The organism is Pseudomonas sp. GV071, from assembly GCF_003050835.1.
Classification (GTDB): domain Bacteria; phylum Pseudomonadota; class Gammaproteobacteria; order Pseudomonadales; family Pseudomonadaceae; genus Aquipseudomonas.
On sequence record NZ_QAOJ01000009.1, the window covers coordinates 47,787 to 66,546 of the forward strand.

The window sequence follows — 18,760 nt, forward strand, 5'->3', positions numbered from 1 at the left end:
ACTTTAGCCGCGAGCTTTTGATGTTAAGAGTTCGCTATTGCTTAGCTATTGCCACTCGCTGCTCTGTTACGCCAGACCATGGGGTTTATCCCTTCGGTTTTGGTGAAGGTGCGGGAGAAGTGGGCTTGGTCGCAGAAGCCGCATTCGGCGCTGATTTGGGTCAGGGTCATGTCGGATTCCTGGATCAGGCGTTTGGCTTGGGCGATGCGTTGGCGGTGGATCCAGTCTTGCGGGGACATGCCGGTGCTGCGTTTGAAGGCGCGGGAGAAGTGGCTGCGGGAGAGGGCGCAGGCTTGGGCCAGTTGGGGGACGGTGATCTTTTCGCCGAGCAGGGTGTGGATGAGGTTTTTCGCCAGGCGTTCGCGCCAGGGGGTCAAACCGCCAGTGACCAGGGTTTCAGCATCGTTCTCGTCATGGGTGTTGGCGGCGCAACGGGGCATCCATTGGAAACTGGTCATGGTTCTTCCTCTGTTCAAAGCTGCCGTTGATTCTGGCAGGCGTTGAACAGCGAAGCGGCGTCAATGAAGGCCCGTGGCGGCCAACGAGGTGCGCAATACGGACACCCTCTAGGCCGGGTGCTCTAGCCAAATTGCTGGCGGTATTGAATTGGCGTCAGGCCGAGCTTTTCACTGAACAGAAAACGCATGTGCCGGGTGCTGCCCAAACCGGCGCGGTAGGCCACGGTTTTCAGTGGCAGGTCGGTGCTTTCCAGCAGGCTGCGGGCGCGATCAATGCGGGCGTGCTGGAGGAATTCCATCGGCGTCATCTGCACTTCGCGGCTGAAGACGCGGGCGAAATGCCGAGCGCTCATGCCGGCCAGGCTGGCCATACGTTCGACGGAAAACTCTTCGTCCAGGTGCGCCAGCACGTAGGTCTGCACTTTGTTGACCGGTGAATCCTGTTCGGCCAGCGCTGCCAGCATGGGGCTGAATTGGGCTTGGCCGCCCTGGCGTTTCATTGCCACCAGCAGCACTTTGGCAACGTCGACGGCGATGGCTTTGCCATGGTCTTCAGCGACAACTGCCAACGCCATGTCGATGCCGGCGGTGACGCCGCCGGAGGTCAGCAGGCGGCGGTCTTTGATGTAGATCTGGTCGGTGCCGATGCGCGCTTTGGGGTAGCGCTTTGCCAGGCGCTCGGTGTAGTTCCAGTGGGTGGTCACCTGGTGGTTATCTAGCAGGCCGGCCTCGCCGAGGATAAACGCGCCGGTGCAGATCGAGCCGTACAGCGGGCAACGTTGCACGGCGTTTTTCAGCCAGCGGGTGACCGCCGGGTAACGCTCGTTGTAAGCGCCGGGGCCGCCGGGAACCAGCAGCAGGTCGTAGGGTTCGCAGCCGTCGTCGAGGGTCAGGTGGCTTTGCACCGTCACGCCGTTGGAGGCGCGAATCTGCCGGTGCTCGCTGCCGATGGTCACCAGCTGGTACCAGTCGTTTTCCGCGAGAAAACGGTTGGCCACCGAAAACACTTCGAAGGGGCCTGCCATGTCGAGCAACAAAAAGTCGGGGAACAACACCATCGCCACGGTTTTCATTGATTAACTCGTTGGGTAGTTAATGTGCAAGGATGCCCTGGTATCGCATGAAACCATTTGTTTTTAAAGAGAAAAGTTTCTCAAAGCAAGCGCTTCGTCTGAGCGCTGTGCGCGGCTTTGCACTGGACAAAGGATGGCAGTGCCGTGGCGGTGGGCAAAGGCGCGCATACTCGGGACCTGTGCTGGCGCTTCGTCAGCGCGCGACACAAGGAACATCCCATGAGTCAGCGCACCTTTGCCCATCACCTGGTCTGGAACGCGGCGAAACTGGTCGGTAAGGAACCCCAGGCGTTTTTAGCCATCCGCCGCCAGAGCGGCGGCAGCGACGCGGTGTATCACCGCATTCTGGCGGACCAGCATTTCGAGTACAAAATCGATGCCGAAACCGCAGCGCTGGGCGAGCTGGCGAAGGTGGTCAGCATCGACAAAGACGACAATCCGGTGTTTTGAATAAACGTGTGTGCGGCGTAGGTTGGGCTGAGCGCAGCGAAGCCCAACGATTCACTCGCTTAACGTCAGCAAAATATCCGAATACCAGGCGCAGTTCAGCCCCAGGGCTTCGTCGATCTCCAGGTCGCGGTTCACGTCCAGGCGCGAGGAGTGCACGCCGAGCAGCAGCCACGGTAGCTCACGTTTGTCGTCGGCCGGCAGGCGCATGACGATTGGCGCGCCGCTGGAGCCGCGGTGAGTGCGGGCGTCGGTGAGAAAGTAACCCTCGCCCTTGAAACGCAGGCCAAAGGCCGAGGCGATGCTGGCCTGCCGTGCGACCGGCATGTGGTGCAGGGTGTCGTGAAAGCCCAGAGGGAACCCCACCACCAGCAAGGCACTGCCGATTTCGATGCTCTTGGTGATGTCCGCCAGGTGCTCGGGGGTGAAGGCTTGGTACACCGTGGTCGGCGGCAGGGCGCTGCGGTCGATCTCGACCAGGGCGATATCGATCTCGCCGCCCGAATCGGTGCCCTGGCGCCACAGGCTTTTGCCATCTTCGAACAACGGAATGGAGAACCCGGTGGACTCGGCCAGGTTGTCCTCGTTGGTGTGCAGTTCGATTTGCAGATGGCTGGGGTGGTGGTCGGTGGGTTCGTCGATCACCACGTGGCGGCTGGTGACCAGAAACAGGCGCTCATCGCGGGCGAAGAAAAACCCGCTGGCGTTGGTCAGCGGCCGTTCGAGGTCGAAGGTGGAGACGCGGGCGGTGGCGAGCAGCAGGGGTTCCAGCATGATGCGATACATCCTGTAGGGGGGGCGGCGGTGTTAGTTAAGAAGGCCGCGCGGGCTGGAAGGTTCGAGGGAAATTTTGTGGGGCCATGATGGGTTTCGCCCAGGCGCGCGCAGCGGAACCCATGCGGTTATTTGTCGACCACCGGCCGGTGCATGTGGAAACGCTGGCTTTCGCTGATGCTGAAGTAGTCGGTGGGGCCACCGCCGCGCATGATTGGCTGGGCCAGCACAGTGTTGTATACGCCGTCTTCGAGCACCGCAGTGTCGATGTGCACGGCCACCACTTCACCCAGTACCAGCCAGGTATCCAGCAGGTCGCCATTGGCGCTTTGCAGTTGCACGATATCGCTGAGGCGGCATTCGAACGACACCGGACTTTCCAGTACCCGCGGCGGTTTCACCAGACGCGACGGCGCGGTGGCTAAGCCGGCCAACTCAAATTCGTTGACCTCAGGGGCGACCAGCGCCGAGCTGGTGTTCATCTGCTCGGCCAACGGCCGGCTGGCGAGGTTCCAGACGAACTCCTTGCTGGCGGCAATATTACGCACGCTGTCCTTCCAGCCAATGCTGGAAAAACCAATGATCGGTGGCGTGTAGTTAAAGGCGTTGAAGAAGCTGTAAGGCGCCAGGTTCAACACGCCCTCAGGGCTCTGTGAGGAGATCCAGCCGATGGGCCGAGGCGCAACGATGGAGTTCAGCGGGTCGTGTTTCAGGCCATGGCCGAGCTTGGGTTCGTAGAAGTGGAATTCACGCATCAGAGGGCCTCGGACAATGGGTGGTGATGAAGCGATTAGCTGTTAATCACCCGATAACACGGCACGTACGCCGCGCCACCCGGCAATTTCATCCGGTGTTGTTCGACGAAGGCCTGCAGCAAACGGTCCAGCGGCTCCATGATTTGCGGGTCGCCATGGATTTCATAGGGGCCGAATTCTTCGATCAAACGAATGCCGGTGGCCTTCACGTTGCCGGCGACGATGCCGGAAAACGCTCGGCGCAGGTTGGCCGCCAGTTCATGCGGGGCCACGTGGCGGTTCAGCTGCAGCGCAGCCATATTGGCGTGGGTTGGGTCGAACGGACGTTGGAAACCTTCGTCGATCTTCAGCAGCCAGTTGAAGTGAAAGGCGTCGGCGCGCTCGCGGCGGAACTGTTTCACCTCCTTGAGGCCAGCAGTCATCTGCCGCGCCACTTCGGCCGGGTTGTCGATGATGATCTGGTAATGCGCTTGCGCGGTTTCGCCCAGGGTTGCGCCGATAAAGGCGTGCAACTGCTCGAAATAGGCTTTGGCGCTGCGCGGCCCGGTAAGGATGACCGGGAAGGGCAGGTCCTGGTTATCCGGGTGCATCAGAATGCCCAGCAGATACAGGAACTCCTCGGCCGTGCCGGCGCCGCCTGGGAAGATGATGATGCCGTGGCCCACCCGCACGAACGCTTCAAGACGTTTTTCAATGTCCGGCAGAATCACCAGCTCGTTGACGATCGGGTTCGGCGCCTCGGCGGCGATGATGCCGGGCTCGGTCAGGCCCAGGTAACGGCTGCCGGTGATGCGCTGTTTAGCGTGGCTGATGGTGGCGCCTTTCATTGGCCCTTTCATCACACCGGGGCCGCAACCGGTGCAGACGTCGAGGCTGCGCAGGCCCAGTTCGTGGCCGACCTTCTTGGTGTACTTGTATTCCTCGGTGCTGATCGAGTGGCCGCCCCAGCACACGACGATTTTCGGCTCTACACCGGGGCGCAGGGTGCGGGCGTTGCGCAGCAGGTGGAAGACGTAATCGGTGATGCCCTGGGAGGTTTCCAGGTCGATGCGCTGGCTGTCGAGTTCGTTCTCGGTGTAGACGATGTCGCGCAGGGCGCTGAACAGCATCTCGCGGGTGCTGGCGATCATCTCGCCATCGACGAAGGCGTCGGCCGGCGCATTCAGAAGTTCCAGGCGCACACCACGGTCTTGCTGGTGGATGCGCACTTCGAAGTCTTTGTAAGCGTCGAGAATGGTCTTGGCGTTATCGATATGCGCGCCGGTGTTGAGGATAGCCAGGGCGCACTGGCGGAACAGGGCGTAGATGCTGCCGGAACCGGCTTCGCTGAGTTGCTGCACTTCGCGTTGGGACAATGTCTCCAGGCTACCTTTGGGGCTGACTGAGGCGTTGATTACTTGTCTGTGGCGCATTCTGAATTCCATGAATGAGGTGCGATGGTGTGTAGGTTGGGTCGGCCCGCGCTCGGGTGAGCAAAGCGAAGCCCAACAAGGGCCTTCCCAACGTACGCAGGCGTAAAGATACGCCATCCTGAGACCGCGTTGGGCTTCGCTTTGCTCAACCCAACCTACGAGGAGTGTGTAGGGATTGCGACAAGGGGGTGTCAGGCGGGAAGGTACATACCAAAGGTGTTGACGCCATCGCGGCTATCCACAAACACCTCGCCGCCATGCATCAAGGCAATCGCCTTGACGATCGCCAAGCCCAAGCCATGGTTGGCGCCGCTATTGGTGCGCGCTGCGTCCACCCGGTAGAAGCGCTCGAACAGGCGCGGTAAATGCTCGCCGACAATCACCTCGCCCGGATTGGCCACGCCAATACTCACCCGCTGCTCCTGACGGTCGATATGCACGTTGATGGTCTGCCCGGCCGCCGTGTGTTGCACGGCGTTGTTGAGCAGGTTGATCAGCGCGCGGCGAAAGTGTGCGCGTTCGATCAGCACCTGGGCGTCGCCGTGCACCTGCACCTGCACGCCGGCGTCTTCGAGGATGAAGTCGAGGTAGTCCACTGCCGTCGCCACTTCAGCCGCCAACGAGGTGCTGGTCAGTTGCGTGGCTTTGTCGCCCTGGTCGGCGCGGGCGAGGAACAGCATGTCGTTGATGATCGAGCGCAGGCGTTCGAGCTCTTCCAGGTTGGATTGCAGCACTTCGAAGTAGTGTTCGGCGGAGCGGCCACGGGTGAGTGCCACCTGGGTCTGACCGATCAGGTTGGTCAGCGGCGAGCGCAGTTCGTGGGCGACGTCGGCGTTGAAGGATTCCAGGCGGGTGTAGGCCTGTTCGACACGGCCGAGGGTGGTGTTGAAGGCACTGGCGAACTGCTTCAGCTCCGGCGGCAGGCTCGACAACTGCAAGCGCCCGGACAGCCGTGGCGGCGTAAGTTTCTCCGCTTCGGCAGACAGCTTGATCAGCGGCCGCAAGCCCACTCGCGCCACCCAGTAGCCCAGCGCCGAGGCCAGCAGCACACCCACCACCGCCAGGCTGATCAGCGCTATGAGCAGGTGGTGCTGGGTTTGCCAGAAGGTTTCGGTGTCGATGGCAATCAGAAAACGCAGCGGTGGGCGGCCGTCTTTGGCCTGAAATTGGCTGACCAGCACTTTCTGCGGGTAGGCGCGGTCGTCTATTTCCATATCGCGAATACCCAACGAGCCAGCAGCAAATTCACGGATGGCGTCGTCGGGGTTGCCGAATTCGAAGTGGGGGTTGCCACTGACCACCCAGAAGCGGATGCGCTTGTCTTCCTCGCTCAGCAGCGTGAGTTTGTTGGTGATCTTGGCCCAGTGCTCGTCCGTGCCAAAGCGGTCAATGGCCGACTCCAGTACGCTGTAACGCGCATCCAACTCAGCCTCGGGCAGCATGTTCATGCCCTTGTCGACTTGCTGGTAGAGGGCGCCGCCAATCAGCAGAAACACCAGCAGCGCCACCAGGGTGAACAGCGCACTCATGCGCAGGGCGATGGATTTGCTCAGCCCTGCATTTATCGCGGGGGCCTCATTCGCCATGGCGGCTCTCCAGTACATAGCCCATGCCACGGATGGTGTGCAGCAGCTTGCCGGGGAAGGGGCCGTCGAGCTTGGCGCGCAGGCGCTTGATCGCCACTTCGACGACATTCGCGTCGCTGTCGAAATTGACGTCCCAGACCATTTCCGCCAGCGCGGTTTTCGACAGGATTTCGCCCTGGTGGCGGGCCAGCGCGCTGAGCAGGGAGAACTCTTTGGCGGTCAGGTCCAGACGCTGCCCGGCGCGGCTGGCCTTGCGGCTGATCAGGTCGACGGCGAGGTCGGCAATGGCGATCTGCACCGGCTCGTGGCCGCCACCACTTCGGCGGGTCAGGGCTTGCAGGCGAGCCACCAGCTCGAGGAAGGAGAACGGTTTGCCCAGGTAGTCATCGGCGCCCTCGCGCAGGCCGCGGATGCGGTCTTCCACCCGTTCGCGGGCGGTAAGCATGATCACCGGGGTCTGCTTGCGCGCCCGCAGTGCGCGCAGTACGCCAAAACCGTCGAGGCCGGGCAGCATCACGTCGAGCACGATCACCGCGTAGTCGTTCTCCAGCGCCAGGTGCAAGCCTTCGATGCCGTCACGGGCGACGTCTACCGCATAACCTTGCTCGGTGAGGCCGCGGTGCAGGTAGTCGGCGGTCTTTTCTTCGTCTTCGATAATCAGGATGCGCATGGCCAATCTCAATGTTCAGTGGCGGTGTGCAACGCGTTCTGGCTGCGGTGGAACCACCGCTCCAGGGCCAAGTATATGACCGGCGTGGTGAACAGCGTCAGCGCCTGGCTGACCAGCAGGCCGCCGACCACGGCAATCCCCAGTGGTTGGCGCAGCTCGGCGCCGGTGCCAAATCCGAGCATCAGCGGCAGCGCGCCGAGCAGGGCGGCGAGGGTAGTCATGATGATCGGCCGAAAGCGCGTGATACAGGCTTGGTAAATCGCTTCTTCAGGCGTCAGGCCACGTTCGCGCTGGGCTTCGAGGGCGAAATCGATCATCAGAATGCCGTTCTTTTTGACGATGCCGATCAGCAGCACCAGGCCGATCAGCGCCATGATGGAAAAGTCCTGGCCGCACAGCCACAGCATGATCAGCGCACCGAGGCCGGCCGAGGGCAGGGTGGAGATGATGGTCAGCGGGTGCACGAAGCTCTCGTAGAGCACGCCAAGAATGATGTACACCGCCACCAGCGCCGCCAGAATCAGCCACGGCTGACTGGCCAGGGAACTCTGGAAGGCCTGCGCGGCGCCCTGGAAGTTGCCGGCGATTTCGGCCGGCATGCCGATGTCCAGCTTGGCCTGGTTGAGCTCCCGCACGGCATCGCCGAGGGCCACGCCAGGAGCCAGGTTGAACGACAGGTTGGCGGCCGGAAACATGCCGTCATGGGCAATCGACAGCGGCCCGCTAGTGGGCGCATCGACCTTGGCCAGCGCCGACAGCGGGACCATCTCCTGGGTGAGCGGCGAGCGCAGGTAGAAATAATTCAGGCTTTCGGCCTTGCCGCGTTGTTGCTCATTGAGCTCGAGAATCACCTTGTACTGGTTGGTCTCGGTCTGGAACTCGCTGATCTGCCGTTGGCCGAAGGCGTCGTACAGGGCCTGGTCGACGTCGCTGGTGGTCAGGCCAAAACGCGCGGCGGCGCTGCGGTCGATGCTGATGTGGGTGATGCTGCCGCCCAACTGCAGGTCGTTGGACAGGTCGCGGAAAATCGAATTGCTGCGTAGCTGTTCGGTGAGGCGCTGGGTCCACAGATTCAGGCTCGGGCCGTCGTTGCTTTTCAGCGTGTACTGGTACTGGCTGCGGCTGGGGCCGGCGCTGAGGTTGATATCCTGGCCGGCGCGCAGGTACAGGACGATACCCGGCACGGTCATCAGTTTCGGGCGGATGCGGTCGATAAATTCGCTGGCCGACACATCCCGCTCGCCACGGGGTTTCAGGGTGATCCAGAAGCGCCCGTTGGCGATGGTCTGGTTGTTGCCGCTCACGCCAATCGAGTGAGAAAACACCGCCACGGCCGGGTCGGCGGCGACGATCTTGGCCAGCTCCTTGTGCTTGGCCAGCATGTCGGGGAACGAGACGTCTGCCGCCGCTTCCGTGGTGCCCTGCACAAAGCCGGTGTCCTGGATCGGGAAAAAGCCCTTGGGAATAAACACGTAGCCAATGATCGCCAGCACCAGGGTGACGCTGAACAGGCTGAGCATCAGCCGCTGGTGGTTGAGGGCACGGCGCAGGCCATGGTCGTAACGGCTGAGCAGCCAGTCGCCAAAGCCTTTGCGGGGTTCGCCGTCATGCGCCGGCACCTTCATGAACAGGGCCGCCAGGGTCGGCGCCAAGGTCAGCGAAACCACCACCGAAATCAGAATGGTCGAGGTCGCCGTGAGGGCGAACTCCTTGAACAGCCGGCCGACCACGCCACCCATAAACAGCAACGGAATAAACGCGGCCACCAGCGAGAAGCTGATGGACACCACGGTAAAACCGATCTCGCCAGCGCCCTTGATGGCCGCCTCGCGCATGCCGTCGCCAGCCTCCAGATGGCGGTGAATGTTTTCCACCACCACGATGGCGTCGTCCACCACAAAACCCACCGCGACCACGATGGCCACCAACGTCAGGTTGTTGAGGCTGAAGCCCATCACATACATCAGCGCAAAGCTGGCAATCAGCGACACGCCGAGCACGCTGGTCACGATCAAGGTCGCCGACCATTGGCGCAGGAACAGCGCCATCACCGCCACCACCAGAATCACCGCAATCAGCAGGGTGATTTCCACTTCATGCAGGGAGGCGCGGATGGTTTGCGTGCGGTCGTTGAGTACGGTGACATCCACCGACGCCGAGAGCATTGCCTGCAAACGCGGCAGCTCGCTCTGGATGCGGTCGACGGTTTCCACAATGTTGGCGCCGGGCTGGCGGAAGATCACCAGGTTGAGCCCCGGCCGCTGGTTGGAAAACGCCTGCACATAGGCGTTTTCCGACCCATTGATCACCCGCGCAACATCGTGCAGGTGCACCGGCGCGCCGTCTTTGTAGGAGACGATCAGCTGGCCATATTCCTCGGGTTGAAACAGTTGATCGTTGGTCGACAGGGTGGAAATGCTCGAATCGCCGTACAGCGCGCCCTTGGCCAGGTTCAGGCTGGTTTGCTGCAGGGCCACGCGGATGTCCGCCAGGGTCAGGCCGAGCGCCGCGAGTTTGTCTGGCGAGGCCTGCACCCGAATGGCCGGGCGCTGCTGGCCGGAGATGTTGATCAGGCCGACGCCATCAATCTGGCTGAGCTGGCGGGCGAGAATGGTTTCGGCCTGGTCACTGAGCTCGGTGCCGGGCATCTGGTCGGAGCTGACAGTAAGGATCAGCACCGGGCTGTCGGCCGGGTTGACCTTGCGCCAGGTGGGCAGGCTGGGCATGTCTTGCGGCAGCTTGCCGGCAGCGGTGTTGATCGCCGCCTGCACTTCCTGGGCGGCGGTGTCGATGCTCTTGTCGAGGGTGAATTGCAGAATCAGGTTGGTCGAGCCCAGGGCGCTGGTGGAGGTCATCTGGGTCATGCCGGGGATGGCGCTGAACTGCACCTCCAGTGGCGTGGCCACCGAGGAGGCCATGGTGTCCGGGCTGGCGCCAGGCAACAGGGCGTTGACCTGGATGGTCGGGAACTCGGCTTCGGGCAACGGCGCCAGGGGCAGGCGCGGAAAGGCGATGACGCCGAGCAGCACCAGGGCGAAGGTCAGTAGCAGGGTGGCGACGGGGTGGTCAACGCACCAGGCCGACACCGAGCCACGGCCTTTCATGGCTGCACCTGAACGGTGGTCACGGGTGGCGGTTCATCACTGAGCACTTCGATTTTCGCGCCGGGTTTCAAACGCGATTGGCCGTCACGAATCAGCACGGTACCGGCCTGAATATCGGCAGGCGCCACACCCTGGATGATGTTCAGCTCGCTGTCCTGATACAGCACTTTCACCGGCACGCTTTCCACGGCATCGCCGTTGACCCGGTAGACGAAGTACTGCTCCAACCCGCGCTGCACCACCTGTGGCGGCACCACCAACGCGTCTTTGTCGACCGTGGTCTGCACCTTCACCGTCACCAACTGGCCCGGCCACAAGGTTTGCCCGCCATTGGCGAATTCGGCCTTGGCACGCAGGGTGCCGGTGGTGGCGCTAACCTGGTTGTCGATCAGGCGCAATTGGCCCTGGGCCAGCAGGGTGCCGGTTTGTTCGTGGTCGCTGAGGTAGGCATTTACCAGCGCCGGAGTGGGACCATTGAGCAATTGCTGCAAGGTCGGCAGCAGGTTTTGCGGCAGCGAGAACTCGACGGCAATCGGGTCGATCTGGGTAACGCTGAACAGGCCCTGGGCATCGCTCACGCGCAGAAAATTACCGGCGTCCACGGTGCGAATGCCGACGCGACCCGCCACCGGTGAACGGATTTGCGTATAGGACAGCTGCACCTGCGCTGCAGCGATAGAGGCCTGGTTGCCCAGCACCGTGGCTTTCAGTTGGTCGTACAGCGCCTGCTGCTGGTCGAGGGTTTGCTTGGACACGCCGTCATCGACGCTGAGTACCTTGTAACGCTTGAGGTCCACCTCGGCGACATGCAACTGCGCCTGGCTTTGTCCAAGCTGCGCCTTGGCCTGGTCGAGGCTGGCGCGAATGGCGCGGTCATCGATCTGCGCCATCAGGTCGCCGGCTTTCACCCACTGGCCTTCTTTGACCAGCAACTGGGTCAGCACGCCATCGATCTGGGTGCGCACCACCACACTGTGCAGCGACAGTACCGTGCCGATGCCGCTGATATAACGCGGCACATCCTGCTGTTTGACCGCCACCACATGCACCGGAATACCCACCGGGCCGGTACTTTTGCCGGCCGCCGATTTGGGCAGAAAGCCTTTCACCGCAACGGCGACCACCACCAGGGCCAGAACGGATACCACGAGTTTGCTGCGAGTGCGCATGCCAATGACGCCAGACCAGGAAATAGGGAAAAGGTAGCGTGCCCTTATACCTGTTCAAGACGGTCATCAGGGTGACGGCTAAATGACCGGATTGTCAGTTTCGTGCCGCTTCGGGTGTACCGGTTGCCTACAGGATTTCAACGTGTAGGTGAGATAAGTGCGTCGCGGTGTTCATTTCCGAGCACATCCATTCACCTTCCCACAGTCGCCTCGGCTCGGTCCGGCAGCCAGCGACGCCGCTCAGTCCGTAAGTTTTGCAGCCTCGCCACGCTGCCAAAACGAGACGCCTACATGGATGTGCACAGTCGTTTTTCCCGCTGCATCGCTCGCCTGTTGGTAGGCGTGCTGGTTGCAAATCCGCTACTCAGCACCGCCGCTGAACTCGCCGTAGATGCCGCCGGGAGCGCCACTTCAATTACCCAGGCCGCCAACGGCGTGCCGGTGGTGAACATCGCCACACTCAGTTCTAATTTCACCAAGTCGTACCGTTATTTTTTGGAGGTACGAGACGACTCGTACTAAAAGTTGCTATGTTTTTTAATGTCTTGTACGTGAGTTAATAGAAGGGTAAGGCGTTTTTAAATTGACTAAAAAATGGGGGCATGAAAAAAGGGGGCAGATCTGTCCCCTTTTTCCTATAGGTTTAAAAGTATCCCTGATAATGCCATTTAAAATCTCTTTTCTACTATGGATAGTAATTAACTCAATGATGATGCCTGATGTCCTCATGGTTAGCGCTTCAGAAAAAATAGGCTCATTTAAAAATGGAAAATATATGAATAAAGATGAATTTTGGGTGCTGGTCGAGTCCTTCAAGAAGACTAGTGCAGGTGATCAGGATGTTTTTCTGGACGTTGCTGAAAATGTACTGGAAGGAATGTCAGATGAAGAAGTAACTGATTTTAGGTTGTACCTTAGCGCTTATTTTTCTGCAGTTGAGAACAATATATGGTTGATGTTGGCGCAAAAAGTGATAAACGGTGCAGTAACTGATGATACAAATCAACACTTTGTTTTGTGGCTTATATCCCAAGGAAAAGATGCTTATTTTTCAGCGCTAAAAGATCCTGACTCATTGGCTAGTCTGGAAGAAATAGATTTTGGAGTCGGCGAATTTGAACAATTGATGTTGATTGGAGGCATTGAAAGTCTCCAACGATTTGCTCCCTCTCCATCCAGAAGGGAGGCTGTTGATCAGGACGCAAGGTTCGATATTGTTTATAAGGATGAGATTCTCGGGGATCCTGTTGATGGGGCTGTTTTTGACGCTTATTTCAATAGTATCCCTAAATATCTTCCCAGGTTGGTCGAGCGGGCTAAAAAAGAAGGCTTTAATTGGCAATCACGTTAGGCGTGAGGCTACCCTTTACGTATCATGTGGATTAACTCTGATCTTACCCAGCAATCGAAAAAAAGGGGGCCGATTCATTAAGTTTCTATAATTCAGGGTTGAATAATAAATCTGAACCACCCCCGATATTTCGGACACCTATGAAAGGGGGCGATCCCCGAGGAGGTGTTTGGTGGAACAACGTAATCGGTTTACAGCAGAGTTCAAGCGCGAAGCTGTCCGTCTTCTGAAGACATCCGGCAAGCCAGCCGCCGTCGTCGCTCGCGAGTTAGGCATCCCGCGAAACCGGCTCTACAAATGGACCCAAGACATGCAGGACAAGGGCGATCAAGCGTTCCAAGGCAGTGGTCGTCCGAAAGCCAGCAGCGATGAGCTAAGTGCGTTGAGGCGCGAGAATGCGCGGCTGAAGGAAGAGAACGAGATTCTAAAAAAGGCGGCGGCGTACTTTGCGCGAGAGCTGTCGTGAAGTACGCCTGGATCAGAAGCCAAAAGACTTACTCAGTACGCAAGATGTGCCAGGTACTCTCGGTTTCCACCAGTGGTTACTACGCTTGGGCCGGGCGTAAACCAAGCGCCAGCAACCTAGATAACGCCCGACTGTTGAGCCAAATACGGCTGCTGCATACGCAAAGCCGAGAGGCTTATGGAGCAGAGCGGATATGGCATGCGCTGCGTCGAAAGGGAGAGACGTGTGGGCGAAATCGAGTGCAACGGTTACGTCAGATCAACCAGATCCAAAGCCGCCGCCGGCGGCGTTATGTGCATGCAAGAGCGCCTTATCAGCGTCAGGCCGTTGCACCAAACAGATTGAAATGGCCATTTGTTAGCCCCGGTCGTGATCGAGTTTGGGTAGCGGACATTACCTTCATACCGACTCGTCAGGGCTGGTTGTATCTGGCGGCAATACTGGACTTGTACACACGCCGAATCGCGGGCTGGGCAATGGGCGAGCGAGCGGACCAACAGCTAGCCAGCGCCGCCTTGAATATGGCTTTGCAAGGACGTAAGCAGGTGGAAGAAACGATTCATCACAGCGATCAAGGTGTGCAATACACCAGCAACGCGTATCGGCAGCAACTCGAAACCGAACAGCTAGTGGTAAGCACCAGCCGCAAAGGTATGCCGTATGACAACGCCGTTATGGAGAGTTTTTTCGGCTCGCTGAAACAAGAGCTGACGCACCACGAGGACTTCGCAAGCCGTGACCAGGCACGCGTTCAGGTTTTTGATTACATCGAGGTCTTTTACAACCGTCAGCGGATGCACAGTGCTCTCGGATACCGTACACCGCTGGAGTTCAGCGCGATGAATGAAGTGCGTAATTAAACTGTCCGAGAAATCGGGGGTGGTTCAGATTGACCCCCCCTTTTCCCTTGCAGGCAAAAACTCGGTCCGCTTTTGTGGGAGGGGCTTCAGCCGCGATTCGTCGGACCTGAAAACGCTGCTGGTTCGACACGCTGAGATCAGATGCATCGCGGCTGAAGCCCCTCTCACAGGGACCGAATTAGGCCATCAATGCCCGGTCAGCTCATTCAACAATTCATCTTTCAAGCGCTTCAATTCCGGCGAAGCGCGGTCACGCGGATGCGGCAGGTCCACGCGGATTTCGTGTTTGATCCGCCCTGGGTAGGAGTCGAGCACGATCACCCGGTCGCCGAGGTACAGGGCTTCTTCCACATCATGGGTGACCATGATCATGGTGCTGCGCTGCTGCACCCAGATGCGTTGCAGCTCGCCTTGCAGGTGCACGCGAGTCAAGGCGTCCAGGGCGCCAAGTGGTTCGTCGAGGAGCAGAATCTTTGGCTGGGTGATCAGCGCCCGGGCAATTGCCGCCCGTTGTGCCATGCCGCCAGATAGCTGGTGTGGGTAGGCTTGCTCGAAGCCGGTGAGGCCGACCAGGGCAATGTGCTCGGCGACCAGCCGTTGTTTTTCCGCCTTGGCCAGCGGCTGGTTTTTCAGCGCCAGGGTGATGTTCTTTTCCACCGTCATCCATGGGAACAAACGGTGGTCCTGGAACACGATGCCGCGCTCCAGGCTGGTGTCGGTGATGCGCTCACCGTCGAGCAGAATCTCGCCGCTGTAGTCGTTGTCGAGGCCGACGATAAGGCGCAGCAGGGTGGATTTGCCGCAGCCGCTGGCGCCGATGATGCTGACAAATTCACCCGGATTGACGTTCAGGTCGATGTTCTGCAGCACCTGCAGGGGCTGCCCTTCGATGCGGTACTGCTTGGACAGGCCCTGAATCTGCAGGGCGCCCGGTAGCGCGGCAGCAGTGGCCAGCGGAGCATGTTGGAGTTGTGCGTTCACGGCGTTCACCTATCCACGAATATTGCGCCAGCGCAGCAGGTAGCGGCTCAGGCGGGAAAACAGCAAGTTCATCAGGTAGCCACACAGGCCGATGCACAGCACGCAGACCACAATGATCTCCATGCGCGCGCCAGCCTCGGCGTTCATCATCAGGTTGCCCAGGCCGGCACCGGAGGACAGGAACAGCTCACTGCCCACCGCCGTCACCCAGGCAAACGCCAGGGCGTGCAATACACCATTGGCAATACTCGGCAGCGCGGCCGGCAGCAGGACGTAAAAAAACTGCTGCAGGCGGCTGAGTTCCAGCACCCGGCCGACCTCGCGGTAACGTTTGTCGACGCCGGTAAAACCCTCGTAGGTGTTGAGCACCATGGGGTAGAAGGCGGCGAGGGTGACGATCAGCACCTTGGAGGTTTCGCCGTTGCCAAACCACATGGCGATCAGCGGAATCCAGCCAAGCATCGGCACCTGGCGAATCGAATGAAACAGCGGGCCAACCAGGCGATCAGCGATTGTCGACAGCGCCATCAACACCCCGACGCTGACCCCAAAGACGATGCCCAGGGCAAGGCCGCTGCTGGTGCGCGCCAGGCTGGCGAGCAGGTTAGTGAGCAGCTCGCCATTGCCCAGCAGCTCGACAAAGGCGGCGCCGATGGTATTCACCGGCACCAATGCATAAGCCCAGGTGGCGCCCTGACGCGACAGGGCGTCCCACAGCAGCACCAACATCAGCGGTAGCACCAGGCCGCGCAGGCCCTGCAAACGGGTTAGATATTTCATCGTCATCTCCTAGCGCGCTTGCCAGCGGAACAGACGGCGTTCCAGCAGACGGAAGCCGAAATCCAGCGCAAAACCAATCACCCCGGTGACCACCACGCCGACCATCACAATGTCGATGCGCAGCATTTGTCGGCCCATCTCGATCATCTGCCCCAGGCCACTGTCGGCCGCCAGCAATTCAGCCGCCACCAGCACCACCCAGGCGCGGGTGAGGCTGATACGCAGGCCGGTGATGATGGGGGGCGCGGCAGCGGGAAACGCGATCTCGCGCACCAGGGTCGGCCAGGGCAGGCGGAACACATTGGCCACCTCGAAATAGCTGCGCGGAATCGCCTTCACCCCTTCGCTGGCCGCCAGCGCCACCGGGAAAAACGCGGCCTTGGCGACGATGACGATCTTGAAGGTTTCTTCGATGCCGAAGAACAGCACGAACATCGGGATCAGGGCGATGCTCGGCACTTGGCGCACCGCATGGAACAGCGGCCCGCAGTACACCTGCACGGTCTTCGACAAGGCCATCAGCACGCCGAAGGCCAGGCCCGCCAGGGAGCCGATGACAAAGCCGAAACCGAGGCGGCTGAGGCTGTTGCTCAGGTGCTCCTGCAACTCGCCATTGGCCAGCAATTCCTCAAAGGCTTGCAGCACATACAACGGCGGAATCAGCAGGGTCTTGGGGAACAACCCGGCGCTGGTCACCGCGCTCCACAGCGCGAGCAACGCCAGGGGCGAAATCAGCCAGGTAAGCTTTAGCGCGTAACGGGACAACAGGCTCATTTCACACCTCACTCAACAACACGGGACGCGTTTGCCGACGCAGCGCACGCAGCCGGCAGACCAGGGCCATGACCAGCACCACCGGGATCCAGCAGAGAAACAGATTGGCCAGGCCCAGGTAGTGGCTGAGCACGCCGCCGAGCATGGCGCCGCTGAAGCCACCGAGCATGCTGGCCAGGTTGAACAGGCCGGAGATCTTGCTTTTATCCATGGCGTGCTCGCTCATCTGGGTCATGTTCACCAGGTGAATCAGCGCGGTTCCGGTGCTCAGCAACACCCCGCCAAGGGCCAGCAGCCAATAGCTCTGGGCAAAACCCAAGAGCGTCAATGCCGCCAGTGCCGCTCCCAGGCTGAGCACATAGGCCACCGGCCGGCCGATGCGTTGCAGCAGGTAACCGAGGCTGAACAACGCCACCACCGAGGCCAGGCCCTGGACCATCACCAGGCTGACGGCCTGGGTCTGGCTGAGCTTGGCGACGTCCATCGCCAACAGAATGATGAAGGTGCCGAACAACGAGCCGGTGGCGCTGCCGACCAGCTCGATCAGGCAGCTCTCGGCGATTTCGACATTGGCCACCATCGCTTTGATGTCGGCCAACATGCCCAGCGCCGGCCCCTGTGCCAGCTCGGTGGCCGGCGCGGCGGGTGCATCGCTCCAGAAACCCAGGCTGTAGCCGGCCATGGCGCCGAAGGCGAGGCCAATCACGACAAAGCCCAGGGTGAAGCTGGTGCTGGAACTCAGCCAGTTGCCCAGCAACGGGCCGATCAAACCCATGCCCACCGTCAGCGCACCGCGGTACCAACCGGCCTTGCTGCTGCCGATATGGCGCAGTTGCTGAAGAAAGGCGCTGTTCATCGACACGATGCGAAATGGAATGCACAGGCCGATCAGCAAGCGCGCAGCGGCCAACCACAACCAGTGGCCGAACAGCGGAATCGCCAGGTTGAGCAACATCGGCCCTAAGCTGGCGAGGAAATACACCCGCCGCGCGCCGTAACGGGCAATCACGAAACCGGCCGGCAGGGTGAGGAAGATCATGCCCAGCGACTCCATCGCCGAGATGATCCCCACCTGCATGGAATTGGCCCCCAGGTGCAGGGCATACAGGGTGGTGACGATCTTGGCCATGCCGATGGTGGCGCCACTGAAAGCGGCCAGCAGCATGAAATTGAGCAGAAAGGTGTGGCGTGGGTTGTTCACGAATCAGGCCGTCTTCAATAAGGCAGACGGTCGCGCTGCAAACAGGGGAACGGCACGTTCGACGGCCAGCTGAATACGCGCCTGCAGGGGCTCGCTGGTGATCTGGTAGTTACTGAAATCCGCCTCGCTGGCATACACCCCAATCGGCAGGGTCAAGGCCTGGAAGAAGCTGAACAGCGGGCGCAGTTGGTGATCGATTACCAGCGCATGGCGTTCACTGCCGCCGGTAGCGGCGAGCAGCACCGGGGTGTCGATCAGGGCGTTCATGTCGATCAGGTCGAACAGGTGCTTGAACTGCCCGGGGTAGGTGCCGCGGTACACCGGGGTGGCGACCAGCAGCAGGTCGGCGTTTTCGATACGTTGCAGTTGTTGCTCGATGTCGTCGCTCAGCTCGCTGCGGCTCAGCGCGCCGCCGACCTGACGGGCGATGCTACCGAATTCGATCAGGTGGCTGGTGATCGGCAACTGGTTATCCAGCTCGGCGAGGATGGCTTGGGTCAGCACGAGGGTGCGTGAAGGGGTGAATGTGCTGGCCGCTATGGCGACCACATTGATGGGTTTGGGCATGGGGTGTTCCTTGGGTTTTTTCTGCTAATGCAGGGGTAGAGCAAGAGCTGTACCAAGGGCTGCGAGCCAGGTGTGGCGCGGGGTTGCGGGGAGGGTGTTGGTGGGCGGGCAGGGTGGGTGCTGGTGGGGTGTTGCTGGGGCAGCAACGTGGGGAGTGTTTTTGCTTTGAGATCGGCGCTGATCTGCTTTGTCGCGTGCGCGGGGCATTCTGTTTCGCGCCTTACGCGCGACCTACTTTTCCAGTCGCCGGGATGCCGGCCACCGAAAAGTAGGCAAAAGGCTTGCCCCAACCTCGGCCCTACGCTGCGCTTCGGGTCCCCTCGTTTCGGCGC

At 60.5% G+C, this 18,760-nt stretch carries 19 protein-coding genes; 5 read left to right on the top strand and 14 right to left on the bottom strand.

The genetic code is table 11. The features are described from left to right. Nucleotides 1–41 precede the first annotated feature (41 nt). On the bottom strand, nt 42–440 hold the full coding sequence (locus C8K61_RS17770) for an AraC family transcriptional regulator (RefSeq protein WP_108097809.1): 399 nt from the start codon (nt 438–440) through the stop codon (nt 42–44). A gap of 140 nt (nt 441–580) precedes the next feature. Further along, on the bottom strand, nt 581–1,531 hold the full coding sequence (locus C8K61_RS17775) for a GlxA family transcriptional regulator (protein WP_108097613.1): 951 nt from the start codon (nt 1,529–1,531) through the stop codon (nt 581–583). A gap of 219 nt (nt 1,532–1,750) precedes the next feature. Here C8K61_RS17775 and C8K61_RS17780 point away from each other — a divergent pair, with 219 nt between their 5' ends. Continuing rightward, a complete protein-coding gene (locus C8K61_RS17780; RefSeq protein ID WP_108097614.1) occupies nt 1,751–1,981 on the top strand; it encodes a hypothetical protein in 231 nt (76 codons plus the stop codon). 51 nt (nt 1,982–2,032) lie between these two features. On the opposite strand, the gene C8K61_RS17785 is transcribed toward C8K61_RS17780, so the two are convergent. The 7 genes from C8K61_RS17785 to C8K61_RS17815 all read right to left on the bottom strand — a co-directional run bounded on the left by C8K61_RS17785 (nt 2,033) and on the right by C8K61_RS17815 (nt 11,448). Further along, nucleotides 2,033–2,752, bottom strand: coding sequence for a serine protease (locus C8K61_RS17785; RefSeq protein WP_108097615.1), 720 nt, complete (start codon nt 2,750–2,752; stop codon nt 2,033–2,035). A 128-nt stretch (nt 2,753–2,880) separates the two neighbouring features. Then, a complete protein-coding gene (locus tag C8K61_RS17790) occupies nt 2,881–3,507 on the bottom strand; it encodes a flavin reductase family protein (protein WP_371920005.1) in 627 nt (208 codons plus the stop codon). A 35-nt stretch (nt 3,508–3,542) separates the two neighbouring features. Beyond that, on the bottom strand, nt 3,543–4,919 hold the full coding sequence (gene ppnN / locus C8K61_RS17795; RefSeq protein WP_108097617.1) for a nucleotide 5'-monophosphate nucleosidase PpnN: 1,377 nt from the start codon (nt 4,917–4,919) through the stop codon (nt 3,543–3,545). A gap of 191 nt (nt 4,920–5,110) precedes the next feature. Beyond that, nucleotides 5,111–6,505: a heavy metal sensor histidine kinase gene (locus C8K61_RS17800; protein WP_108097618.1), complete on the bottom strand. Its 1,395-nt coding sequence runs from the start codon at nt 6,503–6,505 to the stop codon at nt 5,111–5,113. After that, complete coding sequence (locus C8K61_RS17805; RefSeq protein ID WP_108097619.1) at nt 6,495–7,175, bottom strand: heavy metal response regulator transcription factor; 681 nt, start codon at nt 7,173–7,175, stop codon at nt 6,495–6,497. The genes C8K61_RS17800 and C8K61_RS17805 overlap by 11 nt, the downstream gene beginning before the upstream one ends. A gap of 8 nt (nt 7,176–7,183) precedes the next feature. Further along, nucleotides 7,184–10,279: a multidrug efflux RND transporter permease subunit gene (locus tag C8K61_RS17810; RefSeq protein ID WP_108097620.1), complete on the bottom strand. Its 3,096-nt coding sequence runs from the start codon at nt 10,277–10,279 to the stop codon at nt 7,184–7,186. Beyond that, a complete protein-coding gene (locus C8K61_RS17815; RefSeq protein ID WP_108097621.1) occupies nt 10,276–11,448 on the bottom strand; it encodes an efflux RND transporter periplasmic adaptor subunit in 1,173 nt (390 codons plus the stop codon). The genes C8K61_RS17810 and C8K61_RS17815 overlap by 4 nt, the downstream gene beginning before the upstream one ends. Before the next feature lie 291 nt (nt 11,449–11,739). Between C8K61_RS17815 and C8K61_RS17820 the strand changes: the two genes are divergently transcribed. The 4 genes from C8K61_RS17820 to C8K61_RS17835 all read left to right on the top strand — a co-directional run bounded on the left by C8K61_RS17820 (nt 11,740) and on the right by C8K61_RS17835 (nt 14,125). Next, nucleotides 11,740–11,970 carry a hypothetical protein gene (locus C8K61_RS17820; RefSeq protein WP_108097622.1) on the top strand — a complete coding sequence of 77 codons (231 nt, stop codon included), beginning with the start codon at nt 11,740–11,742 and terminating at the stop codon, nt 11,968–11,970. A 61-nt stretch (nt 11,971–12,031) separates the two neighbouring features. Beyond that, nucleotides 12,032–12,799, top strand: coding sequence for a DUF4240 domain-containing protein (locus C8K61_RS17825; protein ID WP_146174302.1), 768 nt, complete (start codon nt 12,032–12,034; stop codon nt 12,797–12,799). A 172-nt stretch (nt 12,800–12,971) separates the two neighbouring features. Continuing rightward, nucleotides 12,972–13,265 (top strand): transposase, encoded by a 294-nt coding sequence (locus C8K61_RS17830; protein ID WP_158272518.1) that lies wholly within the window; start codon nt 12,972–12,974, stop codon nt 13,263–13,265. Then, nucleotides 13,262–14,125 carry an IS3 family transposase gene (locus C8K61_RS17835; protein ID WP_108097625.1) on the top strand — a complete coding sequence of 288 codons (864 nt, stop codon included), beginning with the start codon at nt 13,262–13,264 and terminating at the stop codon, nt 14,123–14,125. Before C8K61_RS17830 ends, C8K61_RS17835 begins: the two co-directional genes overlap by 4 nt. Before the next feature lie 186 nt (nt 14,126–14,311). Here the strand turns inward: C8K61_RS17835 and C8K61_RS17840 are convergent, their stop codons facing one another. From C8K61_RS17840 to msuE, 5 genes are read right to left on the bottom strand one after another with little or no spacing between them, the layout of a single operon-like run. Next, nucleotides 14,312–15,106, bottom strand: a complete 795-nt coding sequence (locus tag C8K61_RS17840; RefSeq protein ID WP_108097810.1) for an ABC transporter ATP-binding protein — start codon at nt 15,104–15,106, stop codon at nt 14,312–14,314. Between the two features lie 9 nt (nt 15,107–15,115). Further along, nucleotides 15,116–15,886 (bottom strand): ABC transporter permease, encoded by a 771-nt coding sequence (locus C8K61_RS17845; RefSeq protein ID WP_371920006.1) that lies wholly within the window; start codon nt 15,884–15,886, stop codon nt 15,116–15,118. A 9-nt stretch (nt 15,887–15,895) separates the two neighbouring features. Next, nucleotides 15,896–16,660, bottom strand: a complete 765-nt coding sequence (locus C8K61_RS17850) for an ABC transporter permease (protein ID WP_108097627.1) — start codon at nt 16,658–16,660, stop codon at nt 15,896–15,898. A 1-nt stretch (nt 16,661) separates the two neighbouring features. Continuing rightward, nucleotides 16,662–17,861, bottom strand: coding sequence for an MFS transporter (locus tag C8K61_RS17855; protein WP_256589481.1), 1,200 nt, complete (start codon nt 17,859–17,861; stop codon nt 16,662–16,664). A 3-nt stretch (nt 17,862–17,864) separates the two neighbouring features. Then, nucleotides 17,865–18,428 (bottom strand): FMN reductase, encoded by a 564-nt coding sequence (gene msuE / locus C8K61_RS17860; protein ID WP_108097628.1) that lies wholly within the window; start codon nt 18,426–18,428, stop codon nt 17,865–17,867. Between the last annotated feature and the right edge of the window lie 332 nt (nt 18,429–18,760).

Coding starts and splice junctions, on each gene's coding strand:
- C8K61_RS17770 (WP_108097809.1), bottom strand. CDS start 440: ATGCCCCGTTGCGCCGCCAACACCCATGACGAGAACGATGCTGAAACC.
- C8K61_RS17775 (WP_108097613.1), bottom strand. CDS start 1,531: ATGAAAACCGTGGCGATGGTGTTGTTCCCCGACTTTTTGTTGCTCGAC.
- C8K61_RS17780 (WP_108097614.1), top strand. CDS start 1,751: ATGAGTCAGCGCACCTTTGCCCATCACCTGGTCTGGAACGCGGCGAAA.
- C8K61_RS17785 (WP_108097615.1), bottom strand. CDS start 2,752: ATGCTGGAACCCCTGCTGCTCGCCACCGCCCGCGTCTCCACCTTCGAC.
- C8K61_RS17790 (WP_371920005.1), bottom strand. CDS start 3,507: ATGCGTGAATTCCACTTCTACGAACCCAAGCTCGGCCATGGCCTGAAA.
- ppnN (WP_108097617.1), bottom strand. CDS start 4,919: ATGCGCCACAGACAAGTAATCAACGCCTCAGTCAGCCCCAAAGGTAGC.
- C8K61_RS17800 (WP_108097618.1), bottom strand. CDS start 6,505: ATGGCGAATGAGGCCCCCGCGATAAATGCAGGGCTGAGCAAATCCATC.
- C8K61_RS17805 (WP_108097619.1), bottom strand. CDS start 7,175: ATGCGCATCCTGATTATCGAAGACGAAGAAAAGACCGCCGACTACCTG.
- C8K61_RS17810 (WP_108097620.1), bottom strand. CDS start 10,279: ATGAAAGGCCGTGGCTCGGTGTCGGCCTGGTGCGTTGACCACCCCGTC.
- C8K61_RS17815 (WP_108097621.1), bottom strand. CDS start 11,448: ATGCGCACTCGCAGCAAACTCGTGGTATCCGTTCTGGCCCTGGTGGTG.
- C8K61_RS17820 (WP_108097622.1), top strand. CDS start 11,740: ATGGATGTGCACAGTCGTTTTTCCCGCTGCATCGCTCGCCTGTTGGTA.
- C8K61_RS17845 (WP_371920006.1), bottom strand. CDS start 15,886: ATGAAATATCTAACCCGTTTGCAGGGCCTGCGCGGCCTGGTGCTACCG.
- C8K61_RS17850 (WP_108097627.1), bottom strand. CDS start 16,660: ATGAGCCTGTTGTCCCGTTACGCGCTAAAGCTTACCTGGCTGATTTCG.
- msuE (WP_108097628.1), bottom strand. CDS start 18,428: ATGCCCAAACCCATCAATGTGGTCGCCATAGCGGCCAGCACATTCACC.